We start from the raw sequence: 13,195 nt of genomic DNA on the forward strand, positions 1-13,195 counted from the left end.
CCTGAATCATCAGGTGTCACTCCCCTATCATAACTTTTAGGAGCGATTGCAAATGGAGAGCTTATTTTTAGACATAGCCCGAGCCCTCACGGGATGGCTGCAAAGCCTGGGGATTTCTGCGGTTTGGGCAGACCTGATACTCTTGATAATTCAGTTTGCCTGTATCGCCGGTATCGTAACCATAAATGTCATTGTTCTGATCTGGCTGGAAAGGAAAGTATCGGGTTTTATCCAGCTGCGATTAGGACCTAATCGTCTGGGGCCCTGGGGAGTGTTTCAGACCATAGCTGACGCCATAAAACTCTTGACCAAGGAAGACATCATCCCCAGCCAGACCGACAAATGGATATTCCGTACCGCCCCGCTATTCTTTATTACCGTGGCTATAATGCTTTACCTGGTGATACCCATGGGAGACGGAATGCAGATTGTGGATTTAAATATCGGGGTATTTTATTTTATATCCCTGGGCTCGTTGAGCACTATAGCCCTGCTTATGGCGGGGTGGGGCTCGAATAATAAATGGTCTCTATTGGGAGCCATGCGTTCGGTGGCCCAGATGATCAGCTATGAGATACCGCTGACCTTCTCCCTGCTGGGTGTAATTATGATTGCCGGTTCCCTGCGGCTGTCGGATATAGTAGCGGCTCAGAGCAATATCTGGTTTATTGTATTTCAACCTATTGCTTTCATAACCTATTTTATTGCTGCTACGGCGGAGCTCAATCGCGGTCCCTTTGATATGCCGGAAGCCGAGCAGGAATTGACTGCCGGCGCCTACACCGAATATACCGGGATGCGCTGGGCGCTGTTCTTTTTGGCCGAATACACCAACCTGGTGGCGGTATCGGCCATGGCTTCCACCATGTTTCTGGGCGGGTGGCAGGGACCGTGGCTGCCTTCCTGGCTATGGATAATTATTAAGACCTATATCATAATGTTTATCTTCATGTGGATTAAATGGACTTTTCCCCGCATCAGAATGGATCACCTGATGTCCTTCAGCTGGAAAGTTCTGCTTCCGGTCAGCCTGGCCAATATTGTGGTTACCGGCGTAGGTATTTATGTATTTAAGTGGATGGGGTGGTGTTAAGATGTACGGCAAAGGTTTAATCAAGGGTTTAGGAATCACGTTAAAACACCATTTCGGCAAAAAGCTGACCATTCAATATCCGGAACAGCAGCCTTATCTGCAGGAACGCTATCGCGGCCACCTCTACCTGGAATTTGAGAAATGCAAGGTATGCGGAATCTGCGTAAAAACCTGCCCCAACGGGGTTTTGAGTCTGGAAGATGCCCGGGATGAGGTCAGCAAGAAGAGAAAATTGATGTCCTACACTATTGACCACCAGTACTGCATGTTCTGCAATCTCTGCGTAGAGGCCTGTACCCAGAATTGTCTGCATTTCAGCCATGATTTCGAACTCTCCCGCTACCGGCGGGAGGATATTAAGACGGTCTATCACCGCCCTCCGGAAATGGACCTGCAGCAGACGGCCACAGACCTTTCAGCCGGCCCGGATGACGGCAGTGCCGGGCAAGAGGCTCAAGACAGGAGGGAGAAACAGCTTAAGGCTCTTACGGCGGCACTGGACAAGAACCCGCAGAAGCTGCTGGCAAAATACGTAGATACCGAAGAACAGGCTGAGGTTCTGACCCGGTTGCTGCAAGCTGACCGCAATAAGGCGGAAAAAATACTGGCCATTATGGCAGATGATAAGGACAAGGCTCGGAAAGTAGCCCAGGCCCTGGTTAGTAAAGAGTTGAAAAAAGACCAGGCGAAAACGGAGGGAGGTAACGCTGAATGAACCTGGCGGATCTGGTTTTTATAGTCACCGCTCTTATCACGGTAACGGCCGCAGCAGGAGTGGTAGGTTTTAAAAATATAGTGCACAGCGCCCTATCGCTGGTTCTTTCCTTTTTAGGAGTGGCAGCTATATATTTTCAACTGGAGGCTGGTTTTTTAGGATTGGTACAGATTCTGGTCTATGCCGGCGCCATATCGGTCCTTATTATTTTTGCTATCATGCTGGTTATGGATAAGGATGCCGATGAAACCAACCTGTCCCACGCTAAGAAAAAATACTGGGGCGGACTTATAGCTTTGCTGGTAACTCTGGGTTTAGGAGCAGCTATTGGCAGCAGTACCTGGCCGGAGTCTTTAGGCTCGTTGCCGGAAGACGGCGTGGGCGCGCTGGCAAGGCTCTTGCTGGGTGATTATGCGATTGCTTTCGAAGTTGCCGCCATCCTTTTGCTGGTAGCAGTTGTGGGCGCGATTATTCTAGCGAAAGGAGCCGATGAACATGATTAATCTGACCGAATACCTGCTGTTAGGCGCCGTTTTATTCGGCATCGGAATATATGGAGTTTTATCCAAACGCAGTGCAGTAGGAGTTTTGATGTCAGTAGAGCTGATGCTTAACGCGGTAAACATAAATTTTATTGCCGTAAATAAATTCGTAGCCAGCAGCCATATGGCAGGTCAGTTATTTGCAATTTTTATTATTGTGGTTGCGGCAGCGGAAGTCGCAGTTGGGTTAGCTCTGATTTTAGCAATATTCAGGCAGAAGAAATCGGTTGATCTGAACGATTTCAATCTGCTTAAATGGTAAGGCGGTGAAAGTAATGATGCAAACAAGTGTACAATATGCCTGGATAATAGCAGTTCTGCCCTTCATTGCTTTTGCCGTGATCGGACTGTTTCTGCACCGCTGGCCCCGGTTATCCGCGGCCCTATCCATCCTGGCCATAGGAATATCATTTTTTATTTCTCTGCTGGTTAGTCTGGCGGTATTTTCCAGCGAAGGTACCCTGGTGTATGAAGCTGCGGTCCGCTGGCTGAATATGCCTGGTTTACAGGTGGATATGGGGATACTGGTGGACGGTCTTACCGCCGTAATGCTCATCGTAGTTACTACGGTGGCTTTACTGGTGCAGATTTATTCGCTGGGATATATGCACGGGGATCCGGGATTTGCCAGTTATTACGCCTATCAGTCGGTATTTGCCGGCTCCATGCTGGGATTGGTTCTGGCCAATAATTTCGGACAAATCTTCGTGTTTTGGGAACTGGTGGGTCTGGCCTCCTACCTCTTGATAGGATTCTGGTTTGGAAGAAATTCGGCTAAAGAGGCGGCCAAGAAAGCCTTTATCACCAATCGGGTGGGAGATTTCGGGTTTCTCTTAAGTATCCTTTTCCTGCAGATTCTATTTGGAACCCTGAATTTTAATGGCTTGGCAGGAGAAATCGCCGGTTATACCAATAGTGGAATCTTAATCGGAATAGCGATTCTCATGCTGGCGGGCCCGGTAGGCAAATCGGCCCAGTTCCCTCTGCATGTATGGCTGCCTGACGCCATGGAAGGACCTACCCCGGTCAGCGCACTTATTCATGCAGCTACCATGGTAGCTGCCGGCGTTTATCTCATTGCCCGGGCTTACTTTATTTTCAGCAGTACCCCGCAGGCTTTGATGGCCATAGCTGTTATCGGCGGATTCACGGCCCTTTTTGCTGCTACCATTGCCATAGTGCAGAACGATATCAAGCGCATATTGGCCTATTCCACCTTAAGCCAGCTGGGTTACATGGTTATGGCTATGGGGGTCGGGGCCATGACGGCCGGTATGTTTCATCTGATGACCCATGCCTTTTTCAAGAGCCTGCTTTTCCTGGGTGCGGGCAGTGTCATTCACGCCCTGCATGATGAGCAGGATATCTGGAAAATGGGGCGTCTGGCGGGTAAGATGCCGGTAACTACCTGGACCTTTGTTATCGGCGCCCTGGCCTTAAGCGGCATTCCTCCCCTATCGGGCTTCTGGAGCAAGGATGAGATACTTCTGGGGGCTTATGCCAGCGGCCACCTGGGACTGTATGTTCTGGGCACGATCGTGGCTTTCCTGACCGCCTTCTATATGTTCAGGCTGATTTTCGTAGCCTTTTTCGGCTCCGGTGATGGCGGCCTCAAGGCGCACGAATCTCCGGCGGTAATGAGCGGGCCCCTGGTAATACTGGCTGTTATGGCAGTAATAGCCGGCTTTGTAGGTTCCCCGCTGATGAACAACGTCTTTGCCCGCTGGGTCAGCTATCCCGGGGCGGTTCACCACCATCCCAGCCTGGGCATCATGGTTATATCTTCTCTGGTGGCGGTGGCCGGTATCATACTGGCCTGGGCAGTTTACCAGAAGAAAATGGTGGATATTGAAGCTGTAAAATTAAGATTTACCGGTTTATACCAGTTGCTATACCACAAGTACTATATTGATGAGATTTATCAGTGGCTGATAGACCACCTGATAGATGGAACGGCCAAGGTCTTGTTCTGGTTTGATGTTTATGTGGTTAACGGCCTGGTCAACGGCATCGCTGCCCTGACCGGAAGGGCAGGGCAGGTTCTGCGTTATACCGAAGACGGCCAGGTGCAGACTTATGCCATGTATATGTTTGCCGGAATTATTATAATTATCGGGCTGGTCATGATGGCCGGTTTCGCTATCGTGTTGTAGGGGGTGGAAGAAATGAACTGGCCGATTTTATCTTTGACCTTATTTATGCCGTTAATCGGCGCCATAATAATTATGACCCTCCCCCGGGAGCGGGAACGGGCTATTAAATACGTAGCAGCGGCTGCTACCCTGATCAGCCTGATACTGTCGCTATGGGTGGCAGTCGGCTATGACCGTTCTCTGGGAGGCATCCAGTTTATAGAGAGCATACCCTGGACGGCCGACCTGGGGGTCACTTATGCCCTGGGAGTTGACGGCATCAGCATTCCCCTGTTGCTGCTTACTACCTTGATTGGGTTCAGCGCCGTATATGCCTCCTGGAAAATCGGTGACCGGGTGAAGGAGTTTTTCAGCCTGCTGCTGATATTGATTACCGGGGTTATGGGGACCTTCTTGACTACTGACCTGTTTATCTTTTTCCTTTTTTATGAAGTGGTAGTCATCCCTATCTACCTGCTGGTAATCATGTGGGGAAGCAGTAAACGGGTTACCAAGGAATACGCCGGTATGAAGCTGACTATATACCTGCTGATTGGGAGCGCCTTTTTGCTGGTGGGGCTGATAGCGCTGTTCGTTGAGTCCATGGCTATAAACGGCGTGCCCAGCATGGATCTAATGACTCTGGCGCAAACCGATTTTCCCAAAGGCTTCCAGGTGTTTGTCTTTGCCCTGATGGCCCTTGGCTTTGGGACCCTGCTGTCGATGTTTCCCTTTCATGCCTGGTCGCCGGACGGTTATGCCGGAGCACCTACAGCCGTCAGCATGATTCATGCCGGAGTACTGAAAAAAATCGGCGGCTATGGTCTGATTAGGATTGGGATTATGATACTTCCCGCCGGGGCTCAGGTAATTGCTCCCATAATAGCGGTTCTGGCCCTGGGCAATGTGGTTTATGCCGCATTCATCTGCTTGAGCCAGAAAGATCTGAAATATATCGTGGGTTATTCCAGCGTCAGCCATATGGGCTATGTGCTTATTGGTATTGCCGCTTTGAACCTGGTCAGCATCAACGGGGCGGTAATTATGATGTTTGCCCACGGAGTTATGGCAGCCCTCTTCTTTGCCATGATCGGCAATCTCTACGAGAAGAGCCATACCCGTAACGTAGATGATTTTGGCGGGCTGGCCCATCAGATGCCGCGTCTGGCTACCGGCTTCATGATAGCCGGACTGGCTTCCCTGGGTTTGCCGGGCATGGTTAATTTTATCGGTGAGTTTACTATCTTTGTCGGAGCCTTTGGTGCTTTTAAGGTTATTACCATAATTGCCGTTTCCGGCATCATCTTTACCGCGCTGTATATATTGCGCACCCTGGGCAATGTACTGTTCGGTCCCCGCAAAAAGGAATGGGATCACCTGCAGGATCTGCAAGGACCGGAAATGGTTCCCCTGCTGGTGCTGGGGGCAGCTATAATTATCGGCGGAATAATGCCTTTCACTTTGATGGATCTGATTAATAACGGAGTCGGCAGCCTGATTTCCCAGGCCGGGCTTATGCAGATAGGGGGGATTTTATAATGCAGATCGGCATGCTGGCACCGGAAATGGAAATTGCCCTGCTGGGCCTTCTACTGCTGGTTCTTGGCCTGTTGCTCCCCCATAAGGGCAAGGGGATTATGGGAACGGTTGCCTTCCTGGGACTGGTAGTAGCCTTATTGCTTAGCACCAGCGGCTTTGGCCGGGAACAGGCGCTGTTTAACGGAGTATACCAGGTAGACAGTTATGGCGGTTTCTTTAAGATACTGTTCATTTTGGCCGGTCTACTGGTTATCCTTAGCGCGTCCGGTTATATTAAACGCTTTGACCGGCGGGCTAACGAATTCTACAGTTTCCTGGTCTTTGCCCTTCTGGGCATGATGGTAATGGCCTCAGCCGGTGAGTTGATAACTCTCTATATTGGCCTGGAGCTTATGACCATAAGTTTCTATATTCTGACCGCCTATTTGCTTAACAATGAGCTTTCGGTGGAAGCGGGACTGAAATATCTCATCCTGGGAGCAATATCTTCTGCGGTTTTGCTCTTTGGCATAAGCCTGGTCTATGCAGTGAGCGGGACTACGGTTATCAGCGAAATTGCTGCCAACATTCAATTCCAGCCGGCTCTGGTGGCAGGAATAATCCTTATGATAGCAGGGTTCGCATTCAAGATCTCGCTGGTTCCTTTTCATATGTGGGCACCGGATATCTATCAGGGGGCTCCCATCCCGGTCACGGCTTTCCTGGCGGTAGGTTCCAAAGCGGCAGCAATTGCGGCTTTTGTCCGGGTATTTATGCTGGCCCTTCCCCTGCCCCAGTTTGAGTGGGGGCTGGTGCTGGCAGTACTGGCGGCCTTTACTATCGTACTGGGCAATCTGGTGGCTCTGGTACAGACCGACATTAAACGGCTGCTGGCCTACTCCAGCATTGCTCAGGCCGGTTATATCCTGGTGGGTATGGCAGCAGGAAACGAATATGGCTTGAAAGGGGTTCTCTTCTATGCCATGCTCTATGTCTTCTCCAACCTGGGAGCCTTTGCCGTAGCTACGGCAGTGGAGGTAGCGACTGGCAGTACCAGCCTCGAGGCTTTTAAAGCCCTGGGAAAACGTTCGCCTATGCTGGCGGCCATTATGACCGTTTGTCTGTTATCACTGGCGGGCATACCGCCTCTGGCCGGGTTCGTAGGCAAGTTCTATCTTTTTTCCGGAGCTATCGGAGCAGGCTATCTCTGGCTGGCTTTTGTGGGTTTGATAATGAGCATGGTATCGGTTTACTACTATTTGATGGTAGCCAAAGCCATGTATATTGGCGATAACAATGATATGACTCCTATTAGGCCCGATATCCCAACCCGGGTGGCACTGTGGATATGCCTCACCGCTACCCTGCTGATAGGTGTTTATCCGGCGCCCTTGTCAGCCCTGGCTCAGACCGCGATACAATTGTTCTGAAGGCTTCCGAAATATTATTATATATCTTACTGATTGCGGAAATGGCGGCGTTAATAGCCGCCATTTTTCTCTCATCGGTTTATTTCGTAAAATCGGGCTCAAATTCATCCAGACTCTCTTTCAGCAGGGTTACCGAGTAAGTCATAGCAGGTCCGCCGCCAAAAGCTACGGCTACCATAGCTGCTTCCAGTATTTCCGCTCGACCGGCGCCTGCTTCCAGAGCCTTATGGACATGGAATACGATACAGTATTCGCAGCGGCAGTATACGGCGATAGCCACGCTCATGAGTTCCTTGGTTTTTAGGTCCAGGGCTCCCGGTTTGTAACAGGCCCCCAGCAAATCCATGAACCCCCTTACTTGTTCACCATTAGTTTTAGAAATGCTTTGCAGCCCTCCGGTAAAGGCGTTGAACATTTCCCGAGGATTACTATTTATCACCAACGACACCTCCGATTGGACATAAAATGATGTTTTAGTGTTTGCCTTTACCATAACCGATATACCAATAGTTTCTTTAAAGGTCAAGAAAAAAAGGGCCATCAAATGATAGCCCTTTTTACCGGTAAGATTATATTATTCTTAGGCGATACGTTTTTTGGTACCCTGTCCTCTAATTCTTAGAACTTGCTGTACTAAATTTTCTCTCTTTATGGCGTACGACCTTACAGCTAAGCCGTTATTACCACGAAAGCCACCTTTATAAACAAAGTTGGAACGCTCCACTATTCTCCTGCCGCCTTCGGAAACGGTAAAGGCTCCTACCGCTTTAAATTTATGCCCCAGGATAAAATTCCGGGTAAAGTCGCTTATGAGCTCCCGGGTATAGCTCTTATGCCGGTTATCTGACAGGTCTACGATTACCGAATAAACGTACAGGTAAACGTCAGGGGCCTCAAACGGTAGTATATAGGGCATAACATCCTCTTCGAGAATTTGGCCTTTAAGAATTTTTTGCCATATGTCATGGGGCAGCGGGAGAATTCCATAGTAACCTTTTAAGTTATTGTCCACTTTACATAATCGAAACATCATCGGGTTTTTTTCAATTAGACTTTTTAGGGTATTGGGCCTAGACTGCCAGCAGGTATCAAAATACCTCTTTTCGAAACTAATCATCGCTGGAATATCTTGAACCGCAGCACACCCAATTGTACATGCTGGTTCATCCATGATTTCACCTTCCTATTATAATAGCTCCCGGGGCCTTATTTAATTATACCTCTCCCAATCATATTGTTCATGGCGCAAGAGCTATGGGAAAGCAGAGGAAACCCAAGCATAACTCAGCAACCAAGTTATTTGAATAGCTTACAATACGAGATAAAGTCCTATTAAGGTAAACCCCTGTTTCACCCGGTTTATTATATTTACCAGATAATAGCGCCGGATAAACTGGTCAAAACCGACGGCGGGCCTAAAGAACCATCCTCTCTAATCCGCAGTTTTAACATATAGGGCCTATCGTCCTATTAGGAAGAAATGTATTATGATGTATAATTTATTAGTATATAATCTGATTCTTTTGGAAAAGTATAATCCTTATGCTACTCGCCATAGCGGGAAAAAGACTCAAAGGGCACCGGCATTCCCTGAGGTATTTGAAATTTAAAGGCCGGCGGAGGATGCCTGGGGTGCAGAAAATTGATTTTTAGCTGTGGTTGAACGTTGAAAGCCGCTGGACTTTTGGCGATACCGGACTGGAACAGAAAGGAGGAAATGAGGATTCCTTAAAGCGGAAAGGATTAGTGCTTAAAGTCAAACTAGTGTAAGGGGGAATAACTGTGGCTATAACCATCGAAAAGATTGATGTATTTAAAGAAGTCTCCTCATTTCTGGTCGGCAAAATTCCAGGCGGCGCCATGGCAGCAATATCTGACCAGGAAAAAATTATCTGGAACGCAGGCTCCGATGTTTTGCAAGTCGAGGAATTTAACCCGGGCAGTAGGCTTATAGCCGGCGGAGCGGCTTATAAATGCATGCAAAGCTGCCGGGAAGAGATAGTCGAAATTCCACGCAACGTCTATGGGATAAGATTACACACCTATGCTGCACCTATTTTGGATGATAATGAAGCAGAAGCAGTTGGAAGCGTGATACTGATTCTTCCTCGACTGCATTCCATCGCCCGTTCATTTAATGATTTTGCCCCTATGATCGCTAATATGTTTCCGGAGGGCGCGTTTTTATATATGAGCGACTTGGAGAAGGTTGCTTATAGACAACCCTCAGAACAGTTTGATGTTCCAAGCATAAAAGTGGGCGACCTCATACAGGAAAGCTGGGCCGCGAATTGGAGTGCTATTAAAACAGGTAAGCTGGCGGTCAACGAAGTAAATAAAAGTGTTTACGGGGTACCGGTTTTAATAATGAGCAGCCCTTGCTTTGACGCTGATGATAGTACCAAGGTGGTGGCTGCCCTGAACATAATCCTGCCCAAGCAGAGGGCCCTGGAATTGCGCCAATTGGCAGCTAATCTGGCCAGCGGCCTGGAAGAGATGTCAGCCGTGATTCAAGAATTAGCTGCGTCAGCTTCGCAAATCAATATTAATGAACAAGACTTGAATAATACCATTGATGGGGTTAACAAGCTGGCAGATGAAATAACCGAGGTGCTGGCATTCATCAAGCAGATAGCGGATGAAACCAAAATGCTGGGACTTAATGCCGCCATAGAAGCAGCCAGAGCCGGAGATGCGGGACGTGGTTTTGGAGTGGTAGCGGAAGAGATTAGAAAGCTGTCCGATGAATCCAAGCAAACGGTAATAAGTATTCGGGAGCTTATCACCGAAATCAAGAGCAATGTTGCCAATACTGTTCATAAAAGTCAACTTAATCTTGATGCCAGCCAGGAACAGGCTGCGGCTACAGAGGAAATTTCAGCCAGTGTCGAGGAAATTAGGGCAATGTCCGAAACGCTTGATAAAATGGCCCAGCAAATGTAGTTCAACCAACTTCGTCCGTAGGAAGCTCATCTATAGGATGCTCTGGGTTCAAGCAGGGTGTCGGGGAGCGGGTAAGGCAGTTCAGGAACAGTATAGACCAGCCCGTTAACGAGAGTTTGAATACAGAGCATCCACCAACGCACAAATCTAATCTTTCCTAGGGTGTTTCAGCTTCGGTATGGGCCGGAAGTATTATTGTTTTTGACTGTTTTTGCAGCTTGGCGGCCAGCCCGGACATCTCCTTAACCCAATGCATCAGGGTTGAAATATTGTTGGATTGCTCCTCGGTGGAAGCCAGCAACTCCTGAGTGGCTGCTGCCGTTTCCTGACTTACAGCGGCTATATTGCTGACTTCTTTATTAATGATATCGGTACTATCCGTAATTTCACGGATGGCAGACGCTGTATTTTGAGCCTGCAGATTTACCGGTGTTATCTGCTCCTTGATTCTAAGCAGCAGATTTTCATTATTCAAGACGGAATCAGTCTGACTCTCCAGCACTTCCCTGGCCAAAGCTACATCATGCACCACCTGTACCGTACTGTTTTGAATATCCTCTATTAATCCATAAATGCTCCGGGCAGTGGTGGAGGTCTCTTCGGCCAGTATCCTTACCTCTTCCGCCACAACAGCAAAACCTCGTCCTCTTTCACCAGCCCGCGCAGCTTCAATGGCGGCATTCAACGCCAGCAGATTGGTTTGAGCAGCAATATCGGTTATGACATCAACAATCTGTCCAATCATGGCCGATTTCTCTTCCAGTTCCTTTATAGATTCGCTCACCCGGGTAATTGAAGCCATGCTTTCAATAACCTTTTGCCTTTGGAAACGGGCGTTGTTCAGGCCGTCTGCTACCACGTTTTCGGCCTCTTCAGTATGAAGGGCAACAACTGACGAGCTATCGGCAACCTGGCGGGCTACTTCTGCCATTAATGCTGCTGATTCGGAAGTAGACTGCATGTTTACTGCCTGGTCATTGGCTCCCCGGGCGATTTCGTTGATAAAGCCAGTCATGGTATTGATACCATGCGAAGTAACGCCGGCTATTCTTACAGCCTCGTCAGCAGAATGGCCTATCTTAAGACCGGCTTCTTTGATTTGACTGCCAATCACCCGCAGTTCCTCTACCATATGATTAAAAACATCGCGCATGAGTACTAATTGCCCCATAGACTGGTTTGGGGGCACCTCGGCAGTTAGGTCTCCTTTGGCAATCAGCTCCGACTGTTTCACCAACAACCAGGTTGGGTAGATAAACTTCCTCGCATTGTTGGTTGTGGAGATCCAGGCTACTACCAGCCCGGCCAAGCAAGCGGACAAAAATGATACGGTCAATCCCCGGGGATTAAAGCAATCTGCTAAATATGCCAGTAATAAACCCAGAATAATACCGGCAGTTATGGATGAAAACGCCATGGTCTTTAATTTATAGGTAAGGGCAATTCTTCTGATCACGGAAGTCTCTGTATTCATTTGCGTACCTCCATTATCTCTGCGTCTCAATTGGACTTACGGTAAATTTCCCGACTGCATCCTTAAGCTTGGCGAGAATACCATCAAACCGAATCATTTCATTGTGTAAAGACTCCATGTACACGGCTTGTTGGTCGGCAATTACGGAAACCTCTTGTGCCCTGGCACTGCTATGCTGGGTTATAAGGTCGGTCCCCTGCAGCGCCGCGGTTACCTGGTCAACCGCCCGGCTAATATCCCGGCAACTGCTGGTGACGCCTTCCATATCAGAGGTTATATCGCGGAAGCAGTCGGTTACTATCTTAATGAAATTCCGGCTTTCCTCCATGGCCCTCTCCTGGTCTGAAACAGCCAGCCGGGCTGCGTTAGCTTCTTTAATCACCTGGGCTACGCCCACCTGAATATTAATCGCCAATTGGCCTATTTCAAAGGCCGCCTTCCCCGATGCTTCAGCCAATTTCCTGACCTCTTCCGCCACTACCTGAAAGCCTTTTCCATTTTCTCCGCTGCGGGCGGCTTCAATGGAAGCATTGAGAGCCAGCAGATTGGTCTGGGCGGCTATGCCGGTAATAATATCCATTACTTTTTTTATCTCACTGCTTTTAGCTTCCAGTTCGTTAATGGCGACGGTCATTTTTGCAATTACTTGGCGGTTTTCCAACATGCGTATTTTCTGCTTTTCTATGGCCAGCAGCTCCTGCTGAGCCATAGCCCCAACTGATTGCAGATTCCTAGCAGTTTCATCACTGCCGTTGGCCATCGGTTCAGCCAGTTGCGCAATACTTTTGACTTCAAAAACAATTTTCCGCACTACTTCGGCCTGGTCACTGCAGCCGCCAGCTATTTCCAGCATTGCCGAAGCAACCTCATGGGCGGTTATATTAGCGTTATTTACCTGGGCGAGCATTTCCCCCCTGACCTTTTCCGTTTCAGAGATCCTTTTCTGGGTGGTAAGCATAAGGGTGGTGATGCCACCCCCCATCTTATCGAACGCCATCCTTATAGTATCCAAAACCCCATAATCCAGGCCCTTAAGCCGGGCATCCAGGCACCCTTGCTCAATTCCGTTCAAATACTCCACCATTGAAGCAATGGGAATAAAAAATCTTTTTTTGTTGATTAATGTAGCCAGGAATCCTACCAGAAGTCCCCCCAATGCCCCTCCCAGGTATTGAATGATCCATTCCTTCGGCTCGGTTAAACCCAATAGCCATGAATTAAGCAAACCGAAAGGGGCAGCAAGAAATGCGCACCAAAAAATCGTAGACCTGGAGTAGGATCTGGATATTTGGCGTATCTGCACTTGATTGTCCATCATTAATCGACTCACCCCAAACCAGATATATTT

12 protein-coding genes are annotated in these 13,195 nt (G+C 48.6%); 8 read left to right on the forward strand and 4 right to left on the reverse strand.

The window, feature by feature from the left end:
• Positions 1 to 52 precede the first annotated feature (52 nt).
• The 7 genes from nuoH to ACU70B_RS07680 are packed head-to-tail and all read left to right on the forward strand — an operon-like array spanning position 53 to position 7,430.
• Entirely contained in the window at positions 53 to 1,093 is a 1,041-nt protein-coding gene (gene nuoH, locus ACU70B_RS07650; protein ID WP_447182978.1) for an NADH-quinone oxidoreductase subunit NuoH, read from the forward strand.
• A gap of 1 nt (position 1,094) precedes the next feature.
• Positions 1,095 to 1,808: a 4Fe-4S binding protein gene (locus ACU70B_RS07655; protein ID WP_447182979.1), complete on the forward strand. Its 714-nt coding sequence runs from the start codon at positions 1,095 to 1,097 to the stop codon at positions 1,806 to 1,808.
• A complete protein-coding gene (locus ACU70B_RS07660) occupies positions 1,805 to 2,311 on the forward strand; it encodes an NADH-quinone oxidoreductase subunit J family protein (protein ID WP_447182980.1) in 507 nt (168 codons plus the stop codon). Before ACU70B_RS07655 ends, ACU70B_RS07660 begins: the two co-directional genes overlap by 4 nt.
• Positions 2,304 to 2,612, forward strand: coding sequence for an NADH-quinone oxidoreductase subunit NuoK (gene nuoK / locus ACU70B_RS07665; RefSeq protein WP_447182981.1), 309 nt, complete (start codon positions 2,304 to 2,306; stop codon positions 2,610 to 2,612). The genes ACU70B_RS07660 and nuoK overlap by 8 nt, the downstream gene beginning before the upstream one ends.
• Positions 2,613 to 2,625: 13 nt before the next feature.
• On the forward strand, positions 2,626 to 4,503 hold the full coding sequence (gene nuoL, locus ACU70B_RS07670) for an NADH-quinone oxidoreductase subunit L (protein ID WP_447182982.1): 1,878 nt from the start codon (positions 2,626 to 2,628) through the stop codon (positions 4,501 to 4,503).
• Between the two features lie 12 nt (positions 4,504 to 4,515).
• Positions 4,516 to 6,021 (forward strand): complex I subunit 4 family protein, encoded by a 1,506-nt coding sequence (locus tag ACU70B_RS07675; protein ID WP_447182983.1) that lies wholly within the window; start codon positions 4,516 to 4,518, stop codon positions 6,019 to 6,021.
• On the forward strand, positions 6,021 to 7,430 hold the full coding sequence (locus tag ACU70B_RS07680; RefSeq protein ID WP_447182984.1) for an NADH-quinone oxidoreductase subunit N: 1,410 nt from the start codon (positions 6,021 to 6,023) through the stop codon (positions 7,428 to 7,430). Before ACU70B_RS07675 ends, ACU70B_RS07680 begins: the two co-directional genes overlap by 1 nt.
• 79 nt (positions 7,431 to 7,509) lie before the next feature.
• Here the strand turns inward: ACU70B_RS07680 and ACU70B_RS07685 are convergent, their stop codons facing one another.
• Positions 7,510 to 7,869 (reverse strand): carboxymuconolactone decarboxylase family protein, encoded by a 360-nt coding sequence (locus ACU70B_RS07685; protein WP_447182985.1) that lies wholly within the window; start codon positions 7,867 to 7,869, stop codon positions 7,510 to 7,512.
• 141 nt (positions 7,870 to 8,010) lie between these two features.
• Positions 8,011 to 8,601: a Rossmann-fold NAD(P)-binding domain-containing protein gene (locus tag ACU70B_RS07690; RefSeq protein ID WP_447182986.1), complete on the reverse strand. Its 591-nt coding sequence runs from the start codon at positions 8,599 to 8,601 to the stop codon at positions 8,011 to 8,013.
• A 611-nt stretch (positions 8,602 to 9,212) separates the two neighbouring features.
• Here ACU70B_RS07690 and ACU70B_RS07695 point away from each other — a divergent pair.
• Entirely contained in the window at positions 9,213 to 10,373 is a 1,161-nt protein-coding gene (locus ACU70B_RS07695) for a methyl-accepting chemotaxis protein (protein ID WP_447182987.1), read from the forward strand.
• Between the two features lie 157 nt (positions 10,374 to 10,530).
• Here ACU70B_RS07695 and ACU70B_RS07700 read toward each other — a convergent pair whose 3' ends face one another.
• Together ACU70B_RS07700 and ACU70B_RS07705 are read right to left on the reverse strand one after the other, a co-directional pair.
• Positions 10,531 to 11,847 (reverse strand): methyl-accepting chemotaxis protein, encoded by a 1,317-nt coding sequence (locus ACU70B_RS07700; protein ID WP_447182988.1) that lies wholly within the window; start codon positions 11,845 to 11,847, stop codon positions 10,531 to 10,533.
• A 13-nt stretch (positions 11,848 to 11,860) separates the two neighbouring features.
• Complete coding sequence (locus ACU70B_RS07705; RefSeq protein WP_447182989.1) at positions 11,861 to 13,165, reverse strand: methyl-accepting chemotaxis protein; 1,305 nt, start codon at positions 13,163 to 13,165, stop codon at positions 11,861 to 11,863.
• Positions 13,166 to 13,195 lie beyond the last annotated feature (30 nt).

This window comes from Syntrophomonas curvata, assembly GCF_052976825.1.